At 75.5% G+C, this 24944-nt stretch carries 24 protein-coding genes and 1 riboswitch; of the genes, 8 read left to right on the top strand and 16 right to left on the bottom strand.

Annotated features, from left to right (window positions below):
• Window positions 1-20 precede the first annotated feature (20 nt).
• Window positions 21-644, top strand: a complete 624-nt coding sequence (locus ACTMS9_RS07510) for a redoxin domain-containing protein (protein WP_441164541.1) — start codon at window positions 21-23, stop codon at window positions 642-644.
• A complete protein-coding gene (locus ACTMS9_RS07515; protein WP_441164542.1) occupies window positions 644-1585 on the top strand; it encodes a cytochrome c biogenesis CcdA family protein in 942 nt (313 codons plus the stop codon). Before ACTMS9_RS07510 ends, ACTMS9_RS07515 begins: the two co-directional genes overlap by 1 nt.
• On the opposite strand, the gene serS is transcribed toward ACTMS9_RS07515, so the two are convergent.
• The 5 genes from serS to ACTMS9_RS07540 form a co-directional block, all read right to left on the bottom strand.
• On the bottom strand, window positions 1569-2855 hold the full coding sequence (gene serS / locus ACTMS9_RS07520) for a serine--tRNA ligase (RefSeq protein ID WP_441164543.1): 1287 nt from the start codon (window positions 2853-2855) through the stop codon (window positions 1569-1571). The genes ACTMS9_RS07515 and serS overlap by 17 nt on opposite strands.
• Before the next feature lie 527 nt (window positions 2856-3382).
• The gene (locus ACTMS9_RS07525; protein WP_441164711.1) at window positions 3383-4465 is read right to left on the bottom strand and encodes a MerR family transcriptional regulator; all 1083 of its coding nucleotides are present in this window, start codon (window positions 4463-4465) and stop codon (window positions 3383-3385) included.
• 69 nt (window positions 4466-4534) lie between these two features.
• Complete coding sequence (locus ACTMS9_RS07530) at window positions 4535-5716, bottom strand: saccharopine dehydrogenase family protein (protein WP_441164544.1); 1182 nt, start codon at window positions 5714-5716, stop codon at window positions 4535-4537.
• A 30-nt stretch (window positions 5717-5746) separates the two neighbouring features.
• Window positions 5747-6919 (bottom strand): zinc-dependent alcohol dehydrogenase, encoded by a 1173-nt coding sequence (locus tag ACTMS9_RS07535; RefSeq protein WP_441164545.1) that lies wholly within the window; start codon window positions 6917-6919, stop codon window positions 5747-5749.
• Window positions 6916-7356 carry a hypothetical protein gene (locus ACTMS9_RS07540; protein WP_441164546.1) on the bottom strand — a complete coding sequence of 147 codons (441 nt, stop codon included), beginning with the start codon at window positions 7354-7356 and terminating at the stop codon, window positions 6916-6918. Before ACTMS9_RS07540 ends, ACTMS9_RS07535 begins: the two co-directional genes overlap by 4 nt.
• Window positions 7357-7480: 124 nt before the next feature.
• Between ACTMS9_RS07540 and ACTMS9_RS07545 the strand changes: the two genes are divergently transcribed.
• Complete coding sequence (locus ACTMS9_RS07545; RefSeq protein WP_441164712.1) at window positions 7481-10252, top strand: LuxR C-terminal-related transcriptional regulator; 2772 nt, start codon at window positions 7481-7483, stop codon at window positions 10250-10252.
• A 62-nt stretch (window positions 10253-10314) separates the two neighbouring features.
• Here the strand turns inward: ACTMS9_RS07545 and ACTMS9_RS07550 are convergent, their stop codons facing one another.
• From ACTMS9_RS07550 to ACTMS9_RS07560, 3 genes are read right to left on the bottom strand one after another with little or no spacing between them, the layout of a single operon-like run.
• Window positions 10315-10863 carry a DsbA family protein gene (locus ACTMS9_RS07550; RefSeq protein WP_441164547.1) on the bottom strand — a complete coding sequence of 183 codons (549 nt, stop codon included), beginning with the start codon at window positions 10861-10863 and terminating at the stop codon, window positions 10315-10317.
• Entirely contained in the window at window positions 10860-11357 is a 498-nt protein-coding gene (locus ACTMS9_RS07555) for a redoxin domain-containing protein (protein WP_441164548.1), read from the bottom strand. Before ACTMS9_RS07555 ends, ACTMS9_RS07550 begins: the two co-directional genes overlap by 4 nt.
• A gap of 55 nt (window positions 11358-11412) precedes the next feature.
• Complete coding sequence (locus ACTMS9_RS07560; RefSeq protein ID WP_441164549.1) at window positions 11413-12093, bottom strand: BON domain-containing protein; 681 nt, start codon at window positions 12091-12093, stop codon at window positions 11413-11415.
• 178 nt (window positions 12094-12271) lie between these two features.
• Between ACTMS9_RS07560 and ACTMS9_RS07565 the strand changes: the two genes are divergently transcribed.
• Window positions 12272-14005 carry a hypothetical protein gene (locus ACTMS9_RS07565; RefSeq protein WP_441164550.1) on the top strand — a complete coding sequence of 578 codons (1734 nt, stop codon included), beginning with the start codon at window positions 12272-12274 and terminating at the stop codon, window positions 14003-14005.
• Between the two features lie 199 nt (window positions 14006-14204).
• Here the strand turns inward: ACTMS9_RS07565 and ACTMS9_RS07570 are convergent, their stop codons facing one another.
• Window positions 14205-14606: a hypothetical protein gene (locus ACTMS9_RS07570; RefSeq protein WP_441145623.1), complete on the bottom strand. Its 402-nt coding sequence runs from the start codon at window positions 14604-14606 to the stop codon at window positions 14205-14207.
• Between the two features lie 120 nt (window positions 14607-14726).
• Complete coding sequence (locus tag ACTMS9_RS07575) at window positions 14727-14870, bottom strand: hypothetical protein (RefSeq protein WP_280837992.1); 144 nt, start codon at window positions 14868-14870, stop codon at window positions 14727-14729.
• A 338-nt stretch (window positions 14871-15208) separates the two neighbouring features.
• On the opposite strand from ACTMS9_RS07575, the gene ACTMS9_RS07580 reads away from it, so the two are divergent.
• Both ACTMS9_RS07580 and ACTMS9_RS07585 read left to right on the top strand, forming a co-directional pair.
• The gene (locus ACTMS9_RS07580) at window positions 15209-15577 is read left to right on the top strand and encodes an STAS domain-containing protein (RefSeq protein WP_154942627.1); all 369 of its coding nucleotides are present in this window, start codon (window positions 15209-15211) and stop codon (window positions 15575-15577) included.
• A gap of 427 nt (window positions 15578-16004) precedes the next feature.
• A complete protein-coding gene (locus ACTMS9_RS07585; protein WP_441145621.1) occupies window positions 16005-16472 on the top strand; it encodes an SRPBCC family protein in 468 nt (155 codons plus the stop codon).
• 13 nt (window positions 16473-16485) lie between these two features.
• Here the strand turns inward: ACTMS9_RS07585 and ACTMS9_RS07590 are convergent, their stop codons facing one another.
• The 5 genes from ACTMS9_RS07590 to ACTMS9_RS07610 all read right to left on the bottom strand — a co-directional run bounded on the left by ACTMS9_RS07590 (window position 16486) and on the right by ACTMS9_RS07610 (window position 22761).
• Complete coding sequence (locus ACTMS9_RS07590; RefSeq protein WP_441164551.1) at window positions 16486-16992, bottom strand: hypothetical protein; 507 nt, start codon at window positions 16990-16992, stop codon at window positions 16486-16488.
• 117 nt (window positions 16993-17109) lie between these two features.
• A complete protein-coding gene (locus ACTMS9_RS07595) occupies window positions 17110-18165 on the bottom strand; it encodes a coiled-coil domain-containing protein (protein ID WP_441164552.1) in 1056 nt (351 codons plus the stop codon).
• Between the two features lie 4 nt (window positions 18166-18169).
• Window positions 18170-18301: riboswitch (cyclic di-AMP (ydaO/yuaA leader) on the bottom strand.
• A 141-nt stretch (window positions 18302-18442) separates the two neighbouring features.
• Window positions 18443-19357 carry a cation diffusion facilitator family transporter gene (locus ACTMS9_RS07600; RefSeq protein ID WP_441164553.1) on the bottom strand — a complete coding sequence of 305 codons (915 nt, stop codon included), beginning with the start codon at window positions 19355-19357 and terminating at the stop codon, window positions 18443-18445.
• A gap of 161 nt (window positions 19358-19518) precedes the next feature.
• Entirely contained in the window at window positions 19519-21636 is a 2118-nt protein-coding gene (locus ACTMS9_RS07605) for a HelD family protein (protein ID WP_441164554.1), read from the bottom strand.
• 132 nt (window positions 21637-21768) lie between these two features.
• Window positions 21769-22761: an alpha/beta fold hydrolase gene (locus ACTMS9_RS07610; protein WP_441145611.1), complete on the bottom strand. Its 993-nt coding sequence runs from the start codon at window positions 22759-22761 to the stop codon at window positions 21769-21771.
• Between the two features lie 148 nt (window positions 22762-22909).
• On the opposite strand from ACTMS9_RS07610, the gene ACTMS9_RS07615 reads away from it, so the two are divergent.
• Window positions 22910-23524 carry a carbonic anhydrase gene (locus ACTMS9_RS07615; RefSeq protein WP_357608601.1) on the top strand — a complete coding sequence of 205 codons (615 nt, stop codon included), beginning with the start codon at window positions 22910-22912 and terminating at the stop codon, window positions 23522-23524.
• A 250-nt stretch (window positions 23525-23774) separates the two neighbouring features.
• Here ACTMS9_RS07615 and ACTMS9_RS07620 read toward each other — a convergent pair whose 3' ends face one another.
• Window positions 23775-24104 carry a hypothetical protein gene (locus ACTMS9_RS07620; RefSeq protein ID WP_441145609.1) on the bottom strand — a complete coding sequence of 110 codons (330 nt, stop codon included), beginning with the start codon at window positions 24102-24104 and terminating at the stop codon, window positions 23775-23777.
• Between the two features lie 318 nt (window positions 24105-24422).
• Between ACTMS9_RS07620 and ACTMS9_RS07625 the strand changes: the two genes are divergently transcribed.
• Window positions 24423-24914 (top strand): DUF3145 domain-containing protein, encoded by a 492-nt coding sequence (locus tag ACTMS9_RS07625; protein ID WP_088960915.1) that lies wholly within the window; start codon window positions 24423-24425, stop codon window positions 24912-24914.
• The last annotated feature ends 30 nt before the right edge of the window (window positions 24915-24944 follow it).

The raw sequence follows: 24944 nt of genomic DNA on the forward strand, positions 1-24944 counted from the left end.
CCACCGAGAGGAGACGCGCCATGCGGTCGTACCCCAGGAGCGGGCCGGGTGGACGACCGCCCGCCGCGGGCCGGCTCGCCGCCGCCGGCGTCGTGCTGGTCGGCGCGCTGCTCGCCGCCGGCGGCTGCGCGGTCGGCCCGGACCCGGCCGGACCGCCCGCCGAGGTCGCCGTGCCGGCGGCCACCGCGTCGCCGCTGCCCGTGGCCTCCGGCCCGGCGAGTCCGTCGGCCCCGGCCCGGGTGCCGGACACGCTGCGTTTCACCGCGAAGACCCTCGACGGTACGGCGTTCTCGGCGGCCGAGCTGGCCGGCCGGCCGGTGGTGCTCTGGTTCTGGGCGCCCTGGTGCGCCACCTGCGCCAGCCAGGCGTGGACGGTGGCCGAGATCGCCCCGAAGTACCGGGACACCGTGCCGATCGTCGGGGTGGCCGGCCTGGGCGAGCAGCGGGCGATGAAGGACTTCGTCACCGAGTTCGACCTGGCCGGCACGCCGCAGCTCGACGACCGGGCCGGGGCGCTGTGGCGCCGCTTCGAGGTGGTCGAGCAGAGCACCTTCCTGGTGATCGACCGGGACGGGAAGGTCGTGCACCAGGGCTTCCTGGACGGTGAGGACCTGACCCGCCGGGTCGCCGCGCTGGCCGGCTGATGGAGACGCCGCTGCTGCTCGCGCTGACCGCCGGCATGCTCGGGGCGGTCAATCCGTGCGGCTTCGCGATGCTGCCGGCGTACCTGTCGCTGCTGGTCGCCGGCGCGGGCGACGGGCGCGGTCCGGTCCGCCGGGCGCTCACCGCCGCCACCGGCCTGACCTGCGGGTACGTCGTGGTGTTCGGCGCCTTTGGGCTGGCCGTGGCGCCGCTGGCCGGTTGGCTGCGCCCCCGGCTGCCCTGGCTCACGGTGACGCTCGGGCTGGGCCTGCTGGCCCTCGGCTGCTGGCTGCTCGCCGGCCGCCGGCTGCCCGCCCCGGGCGCGGGCGTCGGCCGGGCACCCCGGCTCACCCGCTCCTGGGCGTCCATGGCGCTGTTCGGGATGGCGTACGCGCTGGCCTCGCTGACCTGCACCATCGCCCCGTTCCTGGCGATCGTGGTGACCAGCCTCCAGGCCGGCTCCACGCTGCACGGGCTGGCGCTCTTCGTCGCGTACGCGGTCGGGATGGGGCTGGTGGCCACGGTGGCCGCGCTCGGCGTGGCGCTCCTGCGCGGCGCGGTGGTGGCCCGGCTGCGCGCCGCCGGCGCCTGGGTGCCCCGGCTCAGCGGGCTGGTGCTGCTCCTCGCCGGGAGCTACGTCGCCTGGTACGGCTGGTACGAGGTCCGGCTGGCGCAGGGCCGGCGCGACGCGTTCGGTGATCCGGTGGTGGTGGGCGCGGCGCGGGTCCAGCGGGCGCTGGTCAGCGCGCTGGACGCGGTCGGCCCGGCGGTGCTCGCGGCGCTGCTGGTCGGTCTGCTCGCGGCGGCGGTGCTGTCCCGCCGCCGCGCCCGCCCCGGGGTGGCGTCGTCGGTGCCCGCCGCCGCGCCGGTCGCGGAAGACGGACGGCGGGGACCGGGAGACCCGATCCCCGCCGACGCTCAGGGGGTCAGCGGACCGGCGTGAGCCGGTCGGTGCCGAGCCGGTCGCGGAGCACCTCGGGCAGCAGCACCGAGCCGTCGGGCTGCTGGAACTGCTCCAGGATGGCCGGGAAGAGCCGGCTGGTGGCCAGCGCCGACCCGTTGAGGGTGTGCACGAAGCGGGTCTGCTTGCCGCCCGGCTCGCGGTAGCGGATGGCCGCCCGGCGGGCCTGGTAGTCGCCGGCCCAGGAGACCGACGACACCTCCTTGTACTTGCCGGTGCTCGGCATCCAGACCTCGATGTCGAGGGTCTTCTTCATCGCCGCGCTGGCGTCACCGGCCGAGAGCAGGCTGCGCTGGTAGTGCAGGCCCAGCTTCTCGACCAGGCTCTCGGCGTGGGTGAGCATCTCCTCCAGCGCCGTATCGGCCTGCTCCGGCAGGCAGAACTGGAAGATCTCCACCTTGTTGAACTGGTGGCCCCGCACGGTGCCGCGCTCGTCGGAGTGCGAGCCGGCGGCCTCGCGCCGGTAGCACGGGGTGTAGGCGAAGGCCTTCAACGGCAGCTTCCCGGTGTCCAGGATCTCGTCCTGGTACGCCCCGAGGATCGCCGTCTCCGAGGTGGGCAGCAGGAACTGCCCGCGCGGGGCCGACTCCCGGTCCAGGTGGTAGACGTCGTCGTAGAACTTGGGGAACTGGCCGGCGGCGAAGCCGGCGGTGTCCAGCAGCAGGTGCGGCGGGAGCAGGAACTCGTAGCCGGCCTTGACGTGCTCGTCGATGAACCAGCTGATCAGCGCCCACTCCAGCCGGGCGCCGATGCCGGTGTACATCCAGAAGCCGGAACCGCCGAGCTTGACCCCGCGCTCGTGGTCGACCAGGCCCAGCATCCGGCTCAGCTCGATGTGGTCGCGGACCTTCTCGATGGCCGGCGGCGCGCCGTAGGTCTTCACCACCCGGTTGGCTTCCTTGCCGCCGGGCAGCACGTCGTCGGCGGGCAGGTTGGGCAGCTCGCTCATCGTGCCGCGCAGCCGGGCCTGCACCTCGTCCAGCTCGGACTCCAGCTCCGCGAGCTGCTTGCGCCCGGACTCCGGCGCGGAGACCTCCGGCTCGGCGCCGGCACGCTTCGCCGCCGCGTACGCCCGCGCCTCCGCCTTGCGGCGCTGCCGCTCGCCGTCGATCTCGCTGATCAGCGCGCGGCGTTCCTGGTCGAGCCGCTGGATCTCGTCCAGGACCCGGTTGACCTCGGCGGGATCCAGTCGCTTCGCCAGCGCGGTCGCCACCGCCTCGCGATCCTTCCGGATCAACTCCATGTCGAGCATGCTGCTCCGTACGCCTCCGTCCGGGATGTCAGGTGAGACCCCCAGATGCTACCGTCGCGCCCTCCCGCCCCCGGTACGGCCCGACGAGCCGCCGCTGCCGGGTCCGGTCCGGCGTCGTTCCTTACGGCGCGGTCTCCACCCCGCCCCGTCTCGCCCCGCACGGTGGCCGGGCGCCTCCTCACCCATCGTCACGGCGACCGACGAGGGCGCTGGCGTCACTGTCGGTGATGCCCGCCGAGGCGCTGCGCCCGCACCGCCGCCCCGGGATCCGCCCGCACCTGCCTGACCAGCGCTGACCCGCCACGCCGGTCGTCCGGCCGGGCACCCCCTTCCGACGCTTTGCTCTGCTGCCGCGGAGGCAACAGCAACGATCCGTGACTGTCGCCGTCGGGGCAGCAGAGCAAAGCGTGCGAGCAGGGTGGGTGGGGGTCGGGGAGGCGGCTACCGTGCGTGAGGGCCGGGTCGCCGCAGCAGTCGGGGCGACGGCGGGCACTACCGCGCCGACGGTGGTGCGGCCGGAGTTTCGGTCAGAGTCGGATCGGCATCAGGATCGAGAAGGCGTCCTCGTCGTCGAGGCGGCGGATGGCCAGCGGGGCGATCGGGCCGTCCAACTCCAGCACCAGCTGCGGACCGCCCGCGGCGTCCAGCGCGTCGAGAAGGTAGTCGCCGTTCACGCCGACCCGCAGCTCCCCGGAGTCCGCGGTGAGGTCGTCCGGGCCGAGCAGGCGCAGCCCGTCGGACTCGTCGAGGCCGAGCACGGTCACCGCCAGCGGCACGCCGTCGTGGTCGCGGGTGACGGTGGGCGCGTCGCCGTCGCGCAGCGCCGCGCGCAGGGCGGGCACGTCCACCGGGATCCGCCGGGCGGGGGCGTCGCCGGCCGCCCGGTGCAGCAGCCGGCGGTAGTCGGGAAAGTCGTACGGCAGGGCGGTCGCGGTGACCGCGCGGCCCGCCACGGAGACCGTCACGTCGGGGCCGGCCAGGGTCAGGTGCGCCTCGGGGGTCACCCCGGCGCCGGTGTCCAGCAGGGCGCGGACCTCGTCCACCGCGTCGACCGGGAGCAGGGCGCGCACCGCGGGGCCGTCCACCCTGCCGGGGGTACGCGCCAGCGCCAGGCGGTGCCGGTCGGTGGCGACCAGCCGTACGCCGTCGGCCTCCACGTCGAGCAGCACGCCGGAGAGCACCGGCAGCTCCGGGTCGGCGCCGACGGCGAAGCGGACGGCGTCGACGGCGGCGGCCAGGTCGACGCGGGACAGCACGATACGGGTGGTCATCGGGGTCTCCTCGGGATCGAGCAGGACGCGGATCCGGGAGAGTTCCCTGCGGGCGTCGGCGAGGCCGTCCTCCAGCCGGCGCAGGTGCGCGTCGAGCAGCCGCCCGACCACCGCCGGCTCGGCCCGGTGGCGCAGCGCCTCGGCGATGCCCGCCACCGGCATGCCGACCCGGCGCAGGCCGGCGACCAGCCGGGCCGGGGCCACCTGTTCGTCGGTGTACCACCGGTAGCCGGTCACCGGGTCCACCCGCGCCGGGGCCAGCACCCCGCAGCGGTCGTAGAACCGCAGGGCGCTGACCGTCAGGCCGCTGGCCCGGGCCAGCTCGCCGATGCTGCGCAGCTCGTTCTCCACGACGGAGATCCTGTCGCCTCAACCAGGTCGAGGGTCAAGCGGCGGGGCGGCCGGCGCTCACCTCGGCGCGTCCAGCACCCGGAAGGTGATGCCGGCCTTGACCAGCCGGTCCAGCAGCGCGTCGCCCATCGCGGTCACCGGGGTGACCTGCCCGGCGGTGGCCGGCAGGTCGTCGCAGGCCAGGCAGAGCGCCGACTCGGCGAGCATCTTCGCCGTCTCGTCGTAGCCGGGGTCGCCGCCGGAGACCTCGGTCAGCACCCGCCGGCCCCCGCCGGAGCCGAGGAAGCGCACCCGGAACCAGGACTTCGCCCGCTGCTCGGCGGTCGGCCCCTGGCCGGAGGCGAGCCGGCCGAGCAGCCAACGCCGGGTCGGCGGCAGCTTCACCAGCCCGATCAGGCCGGCGAACCCGACCCCACTGACCAGCACCGTGGGCAGGCGCTTCACCGCGGCGAAGTGCCGGTACCGGAAGTCCGGGCCGTACTCCGGGCGGGCCGCCGCGGACCGGCGGACCACCTGCGGGTCGATGGTGGGCAGCGGCACCGCCCACATGCCGATCTCCTTCGACCGGCCCACCCGGCCCGGCACCGCGCGGACCCGCCGACCCTCGGGCCGGGGCTCGACGGCCTTGCGCTCCTTCGCCGCCCGGTTCGTCTCGCCGGTGCGGGAGAACGCGGTCAGCGCCGAGTGGTACGTGCCGGCGGAGAACCGCGCGCCCGCCCGGACGAAGCCGTCCACCGTGATCGGCGCGTCCGACGGGAGCTGCTTCACCGTGTACCAGGCGCCCAGGTCGTGCGGGATCGAGTCGAAGCCGCAGGCGTGCACCAGCCGCGCCCCGGTGCGCACCGCCTCGGCGTGGTGCCGCACGTACATCCGGTCGACGAACTCCGGCTCGCCGGTGATGTCCAGGTAGTCGGTGCCGGCGGCGGCGCACGCGGCCACCAATGGCTCCCCGTGGTGGACGAACGGGCCGACGGTGCTGGCCACCACCCGGGCGCTCTCGGCGATCGCCCGCAGCGAGGCGGCGTCGGTGACGTCGGCGGTGAGCAGCGGCAGCTCCGCCAGCGCCGCGTCGATGTCGGCCAGCCGGTCGCGGACCGCCGCCAGCTTGGCCGGGTTGCGGCCGGCGAGGGCCCAGCGCAGCCCGGCGGGGGCGTGCCGGGCCAGGTACTCGGCGGTCAGGCCACCGGTGAAGCCGGTCGCACCGAACAGGACGAGGTCGTACGGGCGGTCGTCACGCATCCGCCGAGTCTGCCATCCGGGACGGCTTTTTCACCCCTCCGGTGTGAACACGGTCCGGACGCAGCCGTCGGCCCGGTCCCGGAACAACGCGTACCCGGCCGGGCCCTGCTCGAGCGGGAACCGGTGGGTGGCCAGGTGTTCCGTGCGCAGCTCGTCGCGGGCCATCCGGTCCAGCAGCATGGGAATCCACCGCTGCCCGTGCTGGCGGGCGCTGCGCAGGGTGAGCCCCTTGTTCATCACCGCGCCGAGCGGGAAGGTGTGGACGAAGCCGGTGAAGGTGCCCGAGACGAAGACGGTGCCGCCCTTGCGGCAGGCGTGCACCGCCTCCCGCACCGCGAGCGGGTCCTCACCGTCGCCCCGGTGGCCGGTGAGCCGGGCGGCCAGCGACCCGGGCGTCCCGCCGCCGTCGGCCGCGCCGACCGCCTCCACGCAGACGTCCGGGCCGCGCCCGCCACTGAGTTCGCGCAGCTCCGCGGGGACGTCGGTCAGGTCGTAGTTGAGCGTCTCCGCGCCGGTGTGCCGCTCGGCCATCTGCAGCCGCTCCGGATGCCGGTCGATCACGATCACCCGGTCCGCGCCGAGCAGCGTCGCCGCCTGCGCGGTCAACTGGCCCACCGCGCCCGCACCCCACACCGCGACGACGTCGCCGGGGCCCACCTCGCCCAGCTCCGCACCCATCCAGCCGGCCGGGGCCGCGTCCGAGGCGAAGACGGCCCGGTCGTCGCTGACCGGGTCGGGCACGGTGAACGCGCCGACGTCGGCGTACGGCACCCGGACGTACTCGGCGTGGCTGCCGGCGAAGCCGCCCAGCGCCCCGGGCTGGCCGTAGCAGCCGGCGGTGGGCTGACCCCACGCCGACTCGGTGACGGCCGGGGCGGTGCCGGAGTTGTCGCAGCAGGAGTGCAGCCCCTGCCGGCAGTACCAGCAGCTGCCGCAGGCCACCGCCGCGCTGACCACCACCCGGTCGCCGACCCGGTGCCGGCGCACCTCCGGGCCGATCTCGGCCACCTCGCCGACGAACTCGTGCCCCAGCACGTCCCCGGCGGCGACGAAGGGCAGCCGGCCGCCCAGCAGCGGCAGGTCCGCCCCACAGGTGGCGCTGCGCCGGACCCGGACGATCATGTCGTGCGCGTTGCGCAGCTCCGGGTCGGGCACCTGGCGTACCGCCAGCGAGTCGACGCCCTCCCAGCAGAGCGCCCTCACCCCGGCACCGCCGGCCGGTCCACCGCCGAGCGGTCCCCGCTCAGCACCTCGCCGGTCTCGGTGAGCTGCTTGACCCGGCGCAGCACGTCCCGCAGGAACAGGCCCGGGTCGTCACCGACCAGGTGCGCCGCCATTCCGGGCAGGGTCGCCACCCCGCCGAGCGGCCGGGCGGCCAGCTCGCTGCCGCGCCCGCCGGGGGCCGGGCGCACGCGCAGCTCCACCGCGCCGTCCAGCGGGCGCAGCGGCTCCGGCCACCGTCCGCCGGGCAGCACCGACGCGGGCGGGCGGTCCACCGTCACCACCTGCCAGCGGCCGGGTCGCGGGTCGGCCCCGGCCGCGCGGGGCCAGCGCCCCCGCCGGGGTACGACCAGCGCACGAAGTGCCACCCCGCCGGCGACCGCCGCGAGGGTGAGCCCGCCGAGGACCCGCCGTCCCATCCGTACCACCTGTCCCTCCGGTCTCCGGGCCGGTTGCGGTACGGGCGACCGGTCACGCGCGGCCGGTCGCCCGCGTACGCCGATGGTCGGTCCGGCCCGGGTGAGCTGTGCTCCCCCCGAAGGGGTGAACCCGTCCCGGCCGGGTAAGCGCCGCCGACCGGGGGAGGAACGCGTCGACGGGGGTGGGTGCATGCCGAAGCCGCAGGTCAGCAGCAACGGGATCGCCGAGGCGTCCGCCGGCCCGCCGCCGCTGCTCGCCTCCCGGCTGACCCCGCCCGCGCTGCCCGAGCCGCTGCTGCTGCGGCCCCGGCTGACCGCACGGCTGGACGCCGGCACCGCCGGACCGGTCACCCTGGTCCGCGCCCCGGCCGGCTGGGGCAAGACCACCCTGCTCGCCACCTGGGCGCGCGGCGCGCCCGAGCCCGGGCCGGCGTGGGTCCAGGTGGAGGAGGGGGACACCGGGGAGCGGCTCTGGGCGTACCTGGCGGCGGCGCTGCGCGGGGTGGGGGAGGCGGAGGAGGAACCGGCCGTACCGGTGGCCCCGCCCCGCCCCGACCAGTTGGAGCTGCTCGCCGCCGCCCTGGCCGCCCGGGACCGGCCGCTGCTGCTGGTCCTGGACGACCTGCACCGGGTCACCGACCCGGCCGCGTTGACCGGGTTGGAGTTCCTGCTGCGGCACACCGACGGACGGCTGCGCCTGGTCGCCGGGGCCCGCACCGAGCTGCCGCTGGCCCTGCACCGGCTGCGGCTGGCCGGCGAGCTGACCGAGCTCGGCCCCGAGGAACTCGCCTTCACCGACGACGAGGTCGCCGACCTGCTGGTCGCGCACGGCGCGCCGCTGCCCGCGACGGCGGTCGCCCGGCTCCGGGAGCGGACCGGCGGCTGGCCGGCCGGACTGCGGTTCGCCGCGCTGGCGGCCCGGGACCGTCCCGACCCGCAACGGTGGGCCGAGCGATTCGGCGGCGACCAGCCGGACGTCGCCGCGTACCTGCGGGCGGAGGTGCTGTCCGGGCTGACGCCGGCGGCGCGGGACCTGCTGCTGCGGGCGGCGGTCGCGCCGGCGGTCCGCGCCGACCTCGCCGACGCGCTGACCGGCCGGGGCGACGGTGGGCAGGTGCTGGCCGGGCTGGCCCGCGACGGCGGCTTCCTGCACCGCGACGACAGCGACCCGCCCTGGTACCGGGCCCACCCGCTGCTGGCCGACCTGCTCCGCGAGGAACTCGACGGGCTGGGCGACGACGAGCGGCGTGACCTGCACCTGCGGGCCGCGGGCTGGTACGCCGGCCACGACCGGCCCGCCGAGGCGTTGCGGCACGCGCTGGCCGCAAAGGAGTGGGAGCGGGCCAGCGAGCTGCTGCTCAGCGGCTGGCCGGAGCTGGTCCCGTACGACCGGGAGGCCGCCGCCGGCCCGCCGCCACCGGCGCCGCCGGCCGAGGCGGTGCGCCGGGACCCGGAGCTGGCCCTGGCCGGCGCGGCCGAACGCGCGTACGCGGGGGACAGCGCGACCGCCGCCGCCCGGCTGCGCGAGGCCGTGGCGGCGGCCCGGTCACTGCCCGCGCCGCGCCGGGACCGGTTCCGCCGGCTGGCCACCGCGCTGGAACTCACCCTGGCCCGGCTCGCCGGCGACCACCGGGAGGTACGCGACGCCGCCGCCCGGCTGCTCGCCACCCGCGACCCGGCGCAGGTGGAGAGCCCGGACACCGACGACCCGCGGACCGGCGAGGACGCCGACCTGCGGGCGGTGGCCGGCACCGCGCTCGGCCTGGTCGACCTCGCCGAGGGTGACCTGCGGGCGGCCTCGGCGACCTTCGGCGCGGCGCTCGACGCCGCCCGACGGGCCGGCCGGCCGCGCACCGAGCTGGTCTGCGCGACGCGGTGCGCGCTGCTGCACGCACTGGCCGGGGAGCTGCGGGCGGCGGAGCGGACCGCCCGGGCGGCGCTGGAGATGCCGTCCTGCCAGGGATGGTCGAGCCGGGCCGAGTGCGCCCACGCCCACCTGGCGCTGGCCCTGGTGGCGCTGCACCGCGACCAGCCCGAGGAGGCCACCGCGCACCTGGCGCTCACCGGCGCGGCCGGCGGGGACGCGACGGTCGCCGCCGCGGCGGCGCTGTGCCGGGGCGCGTTGCTGCACGACGCGGCGGAGCCGGCGGCGGCGACCCAGTTGGTCGCCCGGGCCCGGGAGGAGCTGGCGTCCCGGTCCGCCGCCGGGGATCTCGCCGACCGGCTGCTCGCCGAGGAGGCGGACCTGCGCAGCGAGCAGGGCGACGTGGACACCGCGCGCGGGCTGCTCGCCGACCGGGCGCGGGCACCCGAACCGGCGCCGGTGCTGGCCCTGGCCCTGGCCCGGGTGGAGCTGCGCGCCGGTGACGTGCGGGCGGCCGGTTACGCGCTGCCGGACTGGGACGCCCCGGCCGCCGGGGACTGGCCGCTGCCGGTACGCCTCGCCTCGGGCGTGCTGGAGGCGGTGCTCGCCCGCCGGGGCGGCGACGACCGGCGCGCCGGTCGGCTGCTGGAACGGGTGCTCGACCTGGCCGGCCCGGAGGGCTACCGGCGGGTGTTCACCAGGGCGGAGCCGGCGGTGCGCGACCTGCTCGCCGCCCACCTCGACTCCGGCACGGCGCACTGGCCGACGGTGAGCGACCTGGTCCGGGGCGCCGACGAGCCCGCCGACCGGGGATCCGCCGGCGCGGAGCGGGCACTGGACGAGCCGCTGACCGAGCGGGAGCTGACCATCCTGCGCTACCTGCAGAGCATCCTGTCCAACGTGGAGATCGCCAGCGAACTGTCGGTGTCGGTCAACACCGTCAAGACGCACGTGCGCAACATCTACCGCAAGCTCGACGCGACCCGCCGACGGGAGGCCGTGCGGCGGGCCCGCGAGCTGCGGCTGATCTGAGGAGGCGCGGGGCCGATCGCCGCCGGGCGGTGCGATCCCGGCGGTGGTCCGGCGCGGCGTGGTCAGCTGCCGGCCGCCGCGTCCACGGCGGCGAGCAGCTCCGGCAGGTCGTGCCCGCCCTCGTGCCGGACCTCGTTGACGAACAGGGTGGGGGTGCCGTTGACCCCGCTGCGGATCCCGCCGACGAAGTCCCGGCGTACCCGGTCGGAATACGCCTGCCGCTCGACCTCGGCGCCCACCTCCTCGGGTGGCAGTCCGAGCTGTTCGACGCCGAGGGACAGGTGCACCGGGTCCAACTGGTCCTGGTGCTCGTAGAGCCAGTCGTGCATCTCCCAGAACCTGCCGCGCCGGGCGGCCGCCTCGGCGACCTCCGCCGCGCTCTCCGCGTACGGGTGGACGTTGGCGATCGGGAAGTGCCGGTAGACCAGCCGGACGGTGGCGGTGCGCTGGCGCAGCACCTCGGCGAGGTTCGGGTACGCCGCGCCGCAGAAGCGGCACTGGAAGTCCCCGTACTCGACGATCGTGACCGGTGCGTCCACCGGCCCCCGGACGTGGTCGGTCCCGTCCACCGGCGTGCGCAGCCGGGCGGTGACCTGGAGCGGCGTCGTCATCGGGTCACCACCCGCCGATCGGAGACGAGTTGCTCCAGCGCGTCGAGGATGCCATCGGCGCCCGGATTCACCTCCGGCGGCGAGAGGTGGCTCCAGGCCACCGTCTGATCCGGGTCGAGCACCACCAGCGCCCGCGCGGACTCCCCGTGCGGGGTGTACGCGCCGTACCGGCGGGACACCTCGCCCTTGGGCTCGAAGTCGGCCAGCAACGGGAAGGTGATCCCCCTGGCCTCGGCGAAGGCCTGGTGCGACCAGATGCTGTCGACGGAGAGGCCGAGCAGCACCGCGTCGTACCGCTCGAACTCCGGCATCGCGGCCTGGTACAGCGCCATCTGGTCACCGCAGACCGGGGTCCAGTCGGCGGGGTAGAAGGCGAGGACCACCGGCCGGCCGCGGAACTGCCCGGGGCCCGTACGCCGCCCGTCCGGGGTGGCCGGCAGGGTGAAGTCGGGCGCCGGGCTCCCGGGTGTGATCAGCCCGTCGGAATCAGTCATGACTCCCACGTTGCCCGCCGGCCGGGTGAAGTCGGTTCACCCGGGCCGGGTGGTCTCAGCCGCCCACCGTGACGTGGTTGTGGACCTCCCGGATGCCGGGGGCGGACCAGACGATCCGCTCCACCTCGTCGCGCTCGGGCACGGAGTGCACCAGGCCGTCGATGACCACGGTGTCGCCGTACACCCGGACGCTGATCCGGTCCGGCTCGGTGGCGCCGCTGCGGGCGAGCGCGTCGACGATCCGGTCGGGCAGCTCGTCGCCGGTCGGCGGGGTGGACGGCCGGACGGTGATGCCGTTGCTGACCCCGCGTACGCCGGTGAGCCGGCCGACCACCCGCTCGGCGGCCCGGCGCTGGTACTCCCACTCGACCCGGCCGCGCAGCGTCACCCACGCGCCGGCGACGGTCACCTCCAGGTCCTCCACCGGCACGAAGGCGTCCCACTCCAGGGCCCGCTCGGCCGCCCCGGCGATCTCCGTGTCGGTGCGCTCGGCCGACGGGGTGATCCGCACGGCCAGGTCGTTGGCGACGGCCCGGACCCGGGCCACCCGGTGCGCGGCCCGCTCGGCGGCCCACTTCGCGGCGTAGCTGTCCACCCGTCCGGTCAGCGTCACCACCCCCTCGGCGACGGTGACCCCCACCTCGGCCGGGCTCACCCGGGGCTCCCAGGTCAGCTCGTCGAGCACGTCGGTCTGGATGTCCTGGTCGGTACGCGTGACGATGGTCGCGCTGGCCATGCGCTCACTCCTCCCGGGATCGGGACACGGGGCGGGCGCACAGCCCGCCGAACCGCGATCCTGCCGGCACACCGGGTGAGCCCCCCTCACCCGCACCGGGTGACCGGCTGCCCGCCCGGGCATCGACAACCCGGGGTGGGCTCGGGCACGATCTGGCGGTCGGCGAGGGGCGGGGGCGATGGACGGGGTGCGCCGGGCGGGGCGGGCGCTGTGGCGGGTGGCCCGGCACGAGTGGACCGTCGTGGTGCTCGCGTCACTGCCGCTGGCCGCCGCGCTGACCTGGCCGACGCTGCGCGACCCGGCCGGCACCCTCCCGCAGGACACCGGCGATCCGACCCTGCAGGCGTGGCAGGTCGCCTGGGGCGGGCACGCGCTGCGCACCGACCCGGCCCGCCTCTGGCACTCGAACACGTTCTTCCCCGAGCCGTACACCTACGCCTACTCCGACACCCTGCTGGGCTTCGCCCCGTTCGCCCTGGTCGGCGAGGGACCGGTGGCCGCCGTCGTCCGCTACAACCTGCTCTACGTGCTGGTGCACGCGCTCGCCTTCGTCGGGGCGTACGCGCTGTCGCGGCAGTTGGGTGCCGGGCGGGCGGGGGCGGCGGTGGCCGGGGCGTCGTTCGCGTACGCGCCGTGGAAGCTGGCCCAGGCCGGGCACCTGCACGTGCTCAGCATCGGCGGGGTGGCCCTCGCGCTGGCCATGCTGGCCCGGGGCCACGGCTGGTCGCTGCGCCACGGGTACCGGCCCGACCGGGTCCGTCCCGGCTGGGCGGGAGCCGGCTGGGCGGTCGCCGCCTGGCAGGTCACCCTGGGCTTCGGCATCGGCCTGCCGTTCGCGTACGTCCTGGGTCTGCTCGGCCTCGCCGTCGCCGGGGCGTACGGCGTCACCTGGTGGCGGCGCCGGTCCCGGCCGACGGTTTCGCGCGGCCTGTTCCTGGCCGACCTGGCCGGGGTCACCGGGTTCGCCGGGGTGAGCCTGCTGATGGCGGCGCCGTACCTGGAGGTGGTGGCCCGCCATCCGGCCGGCCGGCGGACGGCCGCGCAGGTGGCGATGTTCTCCCCGCCGGCCCGTGGTTTCCTGACCGCGCCGCCGGAGTCGTGGCTGTGGGGCGAGCGGCACGGCGCGGCGCGGGCGGCGCTCGGCTTCCCGGGGGAGATGACCCTGCTGCCCGGCATGGTGCTGATCGCGCTGGCGGTGGCCGGGCTGGCCTTCTCGGCCTGGCGGGTGTGGCAGCGGGTCGCGTTGGCCGCCGGGGTGCTGGTCAGCCTCGCCCTCGCGGCGGGGACCAGTTTCGGCGGTGACGGCGACCCGGGCTACCTCACCCTGATGCGGCACCTGCCGGGCTGGGACGCCCTGCGCACCCCGGGCCGGCTGGTGCTCTGGACGACGCTGCTGCTGGGCGTGCTGGCCGCCGGGGCGCTGACGGTCCGGGAGCGGCCGCCGGCCAGGGCCGGTCGCGGGGACTGGTGTCGGTGGGCGCGGGTGGCGCTGGCGCTCCCGGCGCTGCTGGTGCTGGCCGAGGGGGTGAACCGGACCCCGCACGTGCCGGTGCCGGCGCAGCCGGTGGCGTTGCGCGGCGTCGCGGGCCCGGTGCTGGTGCTGCCGCTGGGCGGCATCCGCGACTACCACGTGATGCTCTGGTCGACCGACGGCTTCCCGTCCACGGTGAACGGGCTGGCCTCGTTCACTCCGGACAGTCAGCAGCGGATCCGGGCGGCCGGCGAGGGTTTCCCGGACGCCGGGTCGGTGGCGTACCTGCGGGCGGCCGGGGTGCGCACGGTGGTGCTGCTGCCCCGGTACGCGACCAGCACGCCGTGGCAGGGCGCGGCGGCCCGTCCGGTCGAGGGGCTGGGGATCCACCGCGAGCGGGTCGGCGACGCGGTGGTCTACCACCTCGACCGGGCGAGCTGACTGGGAGCGCTTCCACAGAGCCGCCAGCGTCGGCTTCCTCGGCAGCTCGAGCGGCAGCACCGGCGTACCCGCGGTCACCTGCACCAGCCGCTGACCGGCCGGCGCGAGCGACCGTGCAGTGCGACGTGGCGGTGTCCGGAGTCCCGGACACCGCCACGTCGTTCTGATCCAGCCGGGCAGTCCCCGGCGTGCCGTCGCCTCAGCCGTCGAGGCCGACCGGCGAGTTCGGCCGGTCCACATCGACGAACTCGATGTCGTCGACGGCCCGACCGTCCCGGCTGCCGGCGGCCCGCGCGGCGGTCCCGGCGGCCCAACCGATGGCGGCCCCGACCAGCGCCGCGCTGATCAGCAGCGTCCACGGCAGGGCCGGACGGCGCCCGGCGAGCGCGTCGAAGGCGAGCGTGGCCCGACGCCGGGCCTCGTCCGCCGCCGAGCCCACCAGGTCACCGGCGTCGGAAAGGTGGGTGCCGCCGCGGACCGACCGCGCCGTGTCCCGCACGCTGTCACCGGCGGAACCGACCGCCGAGACCAGCTGCTGCCAGGCCTGGTCGGTGATCCGCTCCGGCTTGCTGCGGCGCTCCAGCAGGTTGCTGCCGAACATGGGTACCTCCTCGGGGTGCCGAAGTCTGCGGCCACTTCGGACGTCGACGTCTGCGGCGCGTCACGGTCGCCTGTCCCGCCAGTGCCCATCCGGGACGCGCCGCAAACCCGGTTCGGACCCTCAGCGGACCATGACCACCGCGACGCCGCGGGCGAAATCGTCGTCGTCGTCATCGTCGTCGTCCCCGCCGCCGCCGAAGCCGCAGGCCAGTACGAGAGCGAGCAGCGCACCGACACCGGCCAGGCCGAGCAGTCTCTTGAGCATCGATCGTTCCTTCCGTCGTGGTGGAACCCTCGCCCGCCGACCCTATGCGGGTGGGGCAACTCTGGGGGATCGGCGCGCGCACCGGGGCTCGCCGGGCGGGCCGGGTACGGAATTGACTGGACGGGGCTCGCTACCCTGGGTCGGTTGGAGCGGCCGAACCCGGTCGCTCGTTGGGATGAACGGGACCAGGAAAAAACTCGGGGAAGAAGGGTCCGGTCCCTCCGGATCCGCGAATTGCTCATCCCGGGGGGTGGCGACCGAGGCCGTCGGAGGAATACTCTCGGTCGCGGCCCGCGTACTGATGAGGCGCCCGTGGACGGGCGAGTGGAGGTGCTCGCGTGAGCCTGTCGATCGTGAAGTCGGTTCTGCCTGGTGGTGTCATGGAGATCGCTCCGCGAGGGGAGATCGACGTCGACACCGCGTACGAGGTGCGTGAGGCGATCGCCGAGGTGCTCGCGAAGGGCCGTCCGTCCCGGATCGAGCTGAACATGCGACTCGTCACCTTCATCGACTCCGTCGGTATCAGCGCGATGGTCGCCGGGTTCCAGACGGCCGAGGTCAGCGGCGTCAAGCTGGTGGTCACCGAGCCCAGCCGGTTCGTCCACCGGCAGCTCTGGGTCACCGGTCTGCTCGGCCTCTTCGGCGCGCCGGAGCCCTACTTCGCCGGCGCCGCGGCCCCGACCCCCGAGGTCCTCCCCGGCGCCTGACGCCGGCCTGGTGATCCACTCCATGTCGCCGATGTGGCGGTGAGCCGCGCCCGCGGACCGCGCCACGTCGCCGGACCGGCGGTCGGCCACCGTCATCTGCACCTGGCCGAAGCCGGCCAGGGTGCCTCGGCGCACGCCGCGCAGCCGCCCGTGCGGCAGGTCCGGGGCGTTGACGTTGAGCACGCTCTCCACCGGCCCGGCGGTCAGCCGGGGCAGCAGGTCCAGCGCCACCCGCGCGGCGGTGTCCCAGTGCCGCTCCGCGTCACGTACCCGAGCGGTGTCCCAGTGCCGCTCCGCGTCACGTACCCGGGCGGCGGCGGAGACCGCGGCGCCGCCGCTGACGGCGGTGGCCTCGCATGCCGCCTGCGATTGCCAGCCCGGCCGTCGTACGGGACGATCGGGCGACCGACGAGGGGTGGAGGGCGGAGTGGTCCGGCGGGAGTCGTTCAGCTACACGGTGCAGGCGCGCTGCTCACGGGCGGACGCGGTGGCGCTGTTGAGCGATCCGGCCCGGCAGGGGGAGCTGCATCCGCTGATCGTCCGGGTGCGCCAGCTGCCGACCCGTCCGGGCGCGCGGGCCAGCTACGCCATCACCGACCGGCTGGAGCTGGGGCCGCTGCGGTTCCCGGTCACCTACCAGGCCGACGTGCTGGTGGTCACCGACGACGAGATCGTCACGGTGGCCCGGCAGCAGCCCGGCACGACGGTGCGCAACCACACCCGGCTCCAGGAGGAGGGCGACGTGCTGCGGATCGACGTGGAGATCACCCTCTCCGCGCCGGCGCCGCTGTTCGGGTACGCGTTCCGGCAGGCCCGTGCCGCGCACCTGGGCCTGGCCAGCCGCCTCGGCGCGGTGCTGGACCGGGAAGCCGACGGCGGCCCGGTCCCGAACTGACGCCCCCGTCAACTCAGCGGCGGCCGACGGGTGTCGCCGCCGTCCGGCGGGGCGGCGGGACGGCCCGGCGGTTGCGGCCCCACGGCTTCCAGGTGGAGATCACGGTCATGGTGACCAGCAGGCCGGTGGAGACGGCCGGGGCGACCACCACGTCGATGCGCTGGTGTGCGGTGGCGTCCGGTCCGGCGGCGGCGCGCAGGTTCGGCGTCAGCGCGAACAGCACCAGGCCGATCATCACCGTGGTGAGCACCAGCTTGACCACCACCCAGCGCCAGCGCAGGAGCCCCCAGGGGGTCAGCAGCGCGCTGGTCACGCCGACCACCCAGACCAGCACGCTCAGCGGCGCGAAGAGCCACGTCGCCACCAGCGCCGCCGCCGGGTAGACCACGCCCGGGTCGGCACCGCGCAGCCCGGCGATGCCGAGGGTGAGCAGCACGAGGTCCGCGCCGAGCCAGCCCAGCGCGGTCACCAGGTGCAGGGTGAGCAGGGTCTTGCGGCCGTCGGGGGAGAGTCGGGTCATGCCTCGATGCTCGCCCGGCCGTTGCGCTGCGTCGTGGGCCGGGCGACGACATCCCGGGTACGTCGGCGCGCGTACGGCGGGGCCCGTCCGCCTCGGACGGGCCCCGCCGCCGGTCGGTCAGTAGACCGACAGGTGCACGTGGTTGGTGTGGTCGCTGGACGGGTCCCCGCCGGCCCCGCTGTACGACTTCCACCCGCTGCTGGGCAGCCAGATCTGCCGGTACCAGATCACGTACAGCACCCCGAGCCGGTCGGCGTTGCGGACGTGGTACGCGGCCAGGTTGTTGCCGTACGTCCGGTCCCCGCCGGTCGCGTCGCCGCCGAAGCCGCTCTTCTGCGCGGCGAAGTCGCAGGCCCGGCCCTTGGGGTGCTCGCCGGAGCCGCTGGGGCGGTAGCAGGAGACGTACCGGGTGAAGCCGGCCGCCTGGCTCTGCTTGAGCGCGTTGAGCATGCGCGGGGTGATGCAGCCGTTGGCCGGGGTCGGGTCGTTGACGCTGCACGACTCCGAGGGCCAGGACCCGTCGGGGTTGCGCGGCGCCGGCCGGGCGTTGGCGGTGGAGGTGCCGGCGTTGGAGCCGCTCCCGGTGCTGGCGGCGGGCTTGTCCGCGGCGGCCACCGCGAGCGCCCGCTCGGCCTGTTGCTTGCGCTTGGCCATCACCGCGACCTGCTTGCGCTCCTCGACGATCTCCTTGTCGAGCGCGGCCCGGGTGCGGGTGGCGTCGTCGCGGGTCCGGAGCAGGTTGCGCAGCTCCCGGTCCTCGTTGGAGGCGACCGTCTCCAGCGCCGCCGCCCGGTCCAGGAAGCCTTCGGGGCTGGAGCTGTTCAGCAGCGCCGACACCGGCCCGAGCCGCCCGGTCCGGTACGCCACGCCGGCGATCTCGCCGACCTTGCCCTGCCGGACGGTCAGCTCCGATTCGATGGTCTTGAGCTGGTTGCCGAGCTCCTGCTGCCGCTTGGTGGAGCGTTCCAGCGCGGCCTTGGCGTCGATCCAGCCCTTGCTGGCCGCGTCGAGCTGGGCGCGCAGCGCGGGGGTGCCGCCCTCGGGGTCGCCGGGGGCGGCGAGCCGGGTGGCGGGGGGAGCGGCGGTCGCCGGGACCGGCGCGGACGACACCCCGAGGGCGAGCGTCGCGACGACCGCGGCCGCCAGCCGTGCGGTGGTACGTCGTACGTGCATGCACATGTCCTTCCGTCAGCCGCCGACCGGGTTAGCTGACGGGTTCGGGACGGAAGATCCCTACCGCTGACGCGGATGCACCCCACGAACATGGTTCCCCGGCTCGCCCTGGCAGGCGATTAGGCGGCGGCCACCGCCGGCACCGGAGGGTGCCGCCTGGCGGAGGCCGGGACCGAGCCTACCGGTACGGGTGTGACACCCGCCCGTTTCGTGACTGAGGGTACTGGAGTGAATCCTGGTGTAGGTGACACAATGGGACAATAGGTGTCCGATTTCGTCACCACTCGACCTGCCCGCAGGCGCCGGGGGCGGCCCCCGGCTCGATCTGGAGGGTGGCGTGCTCGATGTGGAAGTCCTCGTGCAGGGCGGTGCGGGCGGCGGCCAGCACCGTGCCGACCTCGGCGCCGGGGACCATGGTGAGGTGGGCGGAGGCGACCTCCATGCCGGAGGTGAGCGTCCAGACGTGCAGGTCGTGCACCTCGGCGACGCCGGGGACGGCGGTCAGCCGGTCGTGCACGGCGGTCACCTGCAGGTGCTCCGGGGCGGCCTGGACCAGGATGCGTACCGCCGCGCGGCCGAGTCGCCAGGTGCGGGGGAGGATGAACAGGCCGATCGCGACCGCCACCGCCGGGTCGGCCCACCACCAGCCGGTGCCGGCGATGAGCAGCGCGGCCCCGATCACGCCCAGCGAGCCGAGCAGGTCGCCGAGCACCTCCAGGTACGCCCCGCGCAGGTTGATGCTCTCCTGCGCCCCGGGACGCAGCAGCGCGAACGCGACGAGGTTGGCCAGCAGGCCGAGCACCGCCACCGCCAGCATCGGCCCGGTCCGCACCTCCGGCGGGTCGCCGAACCGGCGGACCGCCTCGATCAGCACGTAGATCGCCACCCCGCTGAGCAGGACGGCGTTGGCGAGCGCGGCCAGCACCTCGAGCCGGTAGAGCCCGAAGGTGCGCTGCGGGTCCCGGTCGCCGTGCCGGGTGGCGGTGATGGCGGCCAGCGCCATGCCGATGCCGAGCACGTCGGTGAACATGTGCCCGGCGTCGGAGAGCAGGGCCAGCGAGCCGGTGCCGAACGCGGCGACGGCCTCGACCACCATCAGCGCGGCGAGCAGCGCGAAGGCCGCCCAGAGTCGCCCCCGGTGGCGGTGCGCCGCGTTCGTGACCGACCCGTGGTGGTCATGACCTGCGCCCACGCCCACACCTTCCGTCGCCCTGGCGGCCCGAACCCAATCTATGCTCACATCGCTATGTATGCAACTAACCCCGCACGCCTTCCCCCACCTTCAAAGAACGAGTGGCCGCCGCGCCCGGTACAGCCACTCATTCTCGGAACGTGCCCGACCCCGGGGCGGGGTCAGGGGGTGGGGTCGATGGTGGTGAGGCGTTGGGTGGCGCGGGAGAGGGCGACGTAGAGGGTGCGCACGCCCGAGCCGGGGTCGGCGCGGATCTCGCTCGGGGCGATGAGCACGACGCCGTCGTACTCCATGCCCTTGGCCTGGAGGCTGGTCACCACCTGGAGCCGGGAGCCGCCGCGGCCGCCCAGCCAGCCGGCCACCTCGTCGCGGCGCGGCACCGGCGTGATCACGCCAACGGTGCCCTCCACCTCGGTGAGCAGCGCGTCCACGGCCTGCACGGTCGCCGCCGGCAGCCGGTCGGCGGCGACGGTCAGCGCGACCGGCTCCACGCCGGTGGAGCGGACCGCCGTCGGCAGCTTCAGGTCGGGGTAGAGCCGGCGGATCTCCGCCGCCGCCACCGCGAAGATCTCCGCCGAGTTGCGGTAGTTCGTGGTCAGCGCGAAGCGGTGCCGCCGGCGCCGGCCGAGCGCCTGGTCCCGCGCCCGGTCCAGCTCCTGCGGGTCACCCGTCCAGGCGGTCTGCGCCGGGTCGCCCACCACCGTCCAGGAGGCGAGCCGGCCGCGCCGCCCGATCATCCGCCACTGCATCGGCGAGACGTCCTGCGACTCGTCCACCACCACGTGCGCGTAGTCGCGGTAGTCCTCCGGACGTTCCCGGGCCGCCGCCCGGGCGGCCCGCTGCCGGTCGGCGAACGTGCTCAGCTCGCGAACGCCGCCGGCCAGCTGGTACGGGTCGCGCTTGGCCCGGGCCGGCCGCACCGGCTTGCCCAGCAGCGCGTCCAGCTCGTCGAGCAGGGCGATGTCGGCCACCGTCAGCCCCTGCGCGTCCAGCGCCCGGTACGCCTCGACCAGCAGCGCGGTCTCCGCCCGGGACAGGATGCCGCCGGCGTAGCGGCGCAGCCGCTCCGGCCGGGCCAGCCAGCCCAGCACGTGCCGCGGGTGCAGCCGGGGCCACCACGCCTTGAGGAACTCGCGGAACTCCGACCGGTCGATGATCTCGTCCTCGAAGGCGCGCTGCTCCGGCAGCCGGGTGACGCCCAGCCGGCGGGCCTGGGCGTACAGCGCCGCGAGGACCGCATCGAAGGCGACCCGCCGGACCTCGTTGCGCCGCCCGCCCCGGGACAGCGCCCGGTCCCGGACGCCGTCCAGCTCGCGGCGCTCCAGCCGGAGCAGCTCGCCCCGGTAGAGCAGGCGCAGCTCGTCCGGCCCGCCCGGCACCGCGTCGCGCACCGCGCGCTCCAGCACCTTGCGCATCCGCAGCGAGCCCTTCACCGCCGCCACCTCCGGCGGGTCGGTCCTGGTCGCCGACATGCTCGGGAAGAGCGAGCCCAGCGAGTGCAGCGTGGCGGTCTCCTCGCCGAGCGAGGGCAGCACCGAGGCGATGTACTCCACGAAGACCGAGGACGGGCCGACCACCAGGATGCCGCCGCCGGCGTACCGGCTGCGGTCGGAATAGAGCAGGTACGCGGCCCGGTGCAGCGCGACCGCCGTCTTGCCGGTGCCCGGGCCGCCGGAGACGATGGTGACCCCGGAGCCGGGGGAGCGGATCGCCTCGTCCTGCTCCCGCTGGATGGTCGCCACGATGTCGCGCATCCCCCGGCCGGTCGCCCGGGAGAGGGTCGCCAGCAGGGCCCCGTCGCCGACCACCGTCATCTCGGCCGGCGCCGACTCCGGGTCGAGCAGGTCGTCCTCGATCCGGGTGACCTTCTCGGCCGACGACTGGATGGTGCGCCGCCGCACCACGCCCAGCGGCTCGGCCGGGGTCGCCTGGTAGAACGCGGCGGCGGCCGGGGCACGCCAGTCCACGACCAGCGTCTCGGCGTTCTCGCCCCGCACGCCGAGCCGTCCCACGTGCAGCACCTGGCCGGTCCGCAGGTCGAGCCGGCCGAAGACCAGCCCCTCGTGCTCGGCGTCCAGCACGTACCGTCGCTGCGCGGCGTGGAACACCATCGCGTCCCGCTCGACCAGCGCGCCGAAGTTGCCCACCCGGGCCAGCCGGTAGCCCTCCTTCTCGGCCTGCGCCGCCGAGCGGCGCAGTTCGGCCAGGCGGGCGTACACCCGGTCGAGATGCCGCTGCTCGGCGGCGATCTCCTGTTCCAGGGTGGTCTGGTCGGTCAACGTGACGGCTCCTGTGCGACGGCGGCGGCCGGGCGCGGGCGCACGCCAGGCGGAATGAGGGTACGGGCAGCCTGCCACCCCCCTTCGGGGCCATGCCGCGTCCCGCGACCTCCGCCACCCTCCACGGGCCGCTCAGCCGGCCGGAATCGGCTCCGTCGCGCCCGTCGTCGTCGGCCCGGTCCGGCCGATCTCCGTGGCGCCGATCTCGATCGCGTCGATCTCCGGCGCCTCGGCCAGCACCCGGTCCAGCACCCCGGCCAGCGCGGCGTTCACCTCGTCCGGCCGCTCCATCATCAGCATGTGCCCGGCGCCGGGGCACACGGTCAGCTCGGTCACCGGCAGCGCGGCGGCGATCGACTCCGCGCAGGGCGGCGGGGTGAGCCGGTCCCGGTCGCCGACCAGCGCCGCCGCCGGCAGGTGGGCCAGCTCGGCCAGCGTCTCCAGCCGGTGCTGGGCGCCGATCGAGGCGCGGAACCCGCCGATCGAGCGCAGCGAGGCGCGGGCCACCGCCGAGGTGACCAGGCGGATGTCGGACGGGTCGCAGCGGTCGCCGAAGAGCATCCAGCGGATGCTCGGCCGCAGCGCGCGCAGCAGCGCCCGTGGCGGGCGCCAGGAACCGCAGCGGGCCAGCACCCCGGCGCCGGTGGTCTCGGCGATCCGGATCAGCCGGGCGATGCGCGGCGACAGCCCGTAGACCGTGTGCGTGTGCCCCTCGGCGGTGGTCGAGACGAAGACCAGCCCGGCGGTCCGGGCGGCGAAGTGCTCGGGGTGGCGGTGGGCGTACTCCATCACCGTCATCCCGCCCATCGAGTGGCCGACCAGCACGACCCTGCCGGTCGGGGCCACCGCGTCGACCACCGCGGCGAGGTCGTCGCCGAGCTGGGCCAGGGTCGCCGTGCGCAGGGCCATGCAGCTGGACCGGCCGTGCCCGCGGGCGTCGTAGGTCACCACCCGGACCCGCCGGCCGAAGCGGGCCGTCAGGTCGGCGACCTGCCGGTGCCAGGCCCGCCCGTCCAGCGTCCAGCCGTGCAGCATGATCACGGTGACCTCGGCGTCCGCCGGCCCGGTCACCTCCACGTGCAGGCGCACGTCGTCGGGAAGCCGTACCTGCTGCTGCTCCGGCATCGTGACCTCCCCCGGGCCGTCCGGTCCTCTCGCACCGGGTTAACCCGGCGGTAACACCGGCTACCCGTCATGACACCACGCCAACCGTGGTGGTGAGAAGATTCGCATCCCGCCCCGCGAGGCCGGATCCGTGAGCAGGCTGGGGGACATGACCGGTTCGAGCGCGGGAGCGGCGCGGACGCCCCGGGCCGCGCTGGCCGAGCTGCTGACCGGCAACCGCCGCTTCGTCAGCGGGCAGCCGGTGCACGGCCACGACGTCACCGCCGCCGCGGCCGTCGCCTCCGGCGACCAGCAGCCGTACGCGGTGCTGCTCGGCTGCATCGACTCGCGGGTGCCGCTGGAGGCGATCTTCGACCAGACCTTCGGGTCGATCTGCGTGATCCGCACCGGCGCGCACGTGCTGGACCGGGCGGTCTGCGGCTCCATCGAGTACGTGGTGGGCCAGCTCGGGGTGCCGCTGGTGATGGTGCTCGGCCACGAGCGGTGCGGGGCGGTCGCCTCGGCGGTGGACACCCTGCGCACCGGGGAGCGGCCGGGCGGCTCGCTGGCGTACCTGGTGGACCAGATCGCCCCGGCGGTGACCGAGGTGGGGGCGGACGACCCGCGGGCACACCCGATGGCGGTACGCCGGCACGTGCTGCGCACGGTGGCCACCCTGCGCGCCGACGACCTGCTCACCGGGCCGGTCGCCGAGGGCCGGGTGGACGTGGTCGGCGCGGTCTACGACCTGGCCACCGGCGAGGTCACCCTCCTCGACCGCTGACCGGCCCGCCGACGCCGGCCCCGATCCCGGCCCCGATCCCGGCCTCGGTCCCGGCAAGATCCACGCGAAATGCGGCGGGTCGCGGTATCCCGGCGGCGGGACACCGCGACACGCCGCAAACCGGGGCCAGGGCCAGGGCCGGGGCCAGGGCCGGGGGGCGGCGGCGCCGCCGGAGGCGTACCCGGGACAGACGGAACCGCCCGCCGGGGTGACCCGACGGGCGGTTCCAGGTGGCGCTTGGGGGGAGGGCTCAGCCCTCGAAGACGCCGGCCTCGACGAGGCGCTTCTCGGTCTTGTCCCAGCCGTCGCCCGGGTGGGTGGCGGCGAGGTTGTTGATCTCGGCGCGGATCTTGGCGGCGTGGCCGGCGGCGGCCAGCACCCGGATCTCCTCGACGAAGGCGTCCGAGTCGGTGCGCAGGTGCACGGTCTTGCCGTTGGTCAGGTTCCGCACGTAGGCGTGCTTGCCGCCGTTGAGCGGGATGAGGTACTTGAACTCGCCCAGCACGCTGAGGGCGCCACCCTGGCCAGCCTGGCCGGCCCGGACTGACGCGCGCGCGGTCTTAGAGGTGTTGCTCGCCACGGAGGTACTCCTTGCAAGACGTACGGGAGGACGGAAAACGTCCGGGGGCTGAATGCGGGAGACGCCCGGATGAGCCTCGGCCCGCGAAGATGTACGACGGCGCAGAACCGCCCAGAGAACTGTACACGAACACGATGCCTGGTCGGCCACCGTGCCTGTCCGGAGAGCACAACCGGGTCACCGGTCCGGGTATTTCCCCCCGCCGAATTTTCCGATTCGCTGGCGCACCATCCGTCACAGCGTCATCATGTGTTGCAGGAACCACTCGGGTTGTCGAGGTCGTAGGGGAAGACGCACCTCGGTCTCCGGGAGGTCACCGTGCCAACGCGTGGCGTCGTATACGTCCACTCGACCCCGCTCGCCGTGTGCTCACACGTCGAGTGGGCGATCGCGCGCGTCCTCGCCGCGCCGGTCAACCTGCAGTGGACGGGCCAGCCCGTCGATCCCGGCGCCCGCCGGGCCGAGTGCGGGTGGACCGGTCGCCCGGGGACGGGCGCCGAACTGGCTGCTGCCCTCCGGCAGTGGCCCATGATCCGTTTCGAGGTCACCGAGGAGCCCAGTCCGGGCGCCGACGGTGAGCGCTTCATGTACGTCCCCGGCCGTGGCCTGTTCCGCGCCACCGTCGGCGCGGCCGGCGACATCCAGCTCGGCGAGGACCGGCTGCGCAGCATCATGGCGACCGCCCGCGCCCCGGAGGCGCTCGCGCACGCCCTGGACAAGGCGCTCGGCACCGCCTGGGACGCCGAGCTGGAGCCCTACCGGTACGCCGGGGACGGTGCCCCGGTGACGCTGCTCACCCGGGTCGGCTGAGCCGGCGGCGCAGCCGGACACCCGGTCGGG

It is taken from the genome of Micromonospora sp. L31 (assembly GCF_052068075.1).
In the GTDB taxonomy this organism is placed as follows: Bacteria; Actinomycetota; Actinomycetes; order Mycobacteriales; family Micromonosporaceae; genus Micromonospora; species Micromonospora purpureochromogenes.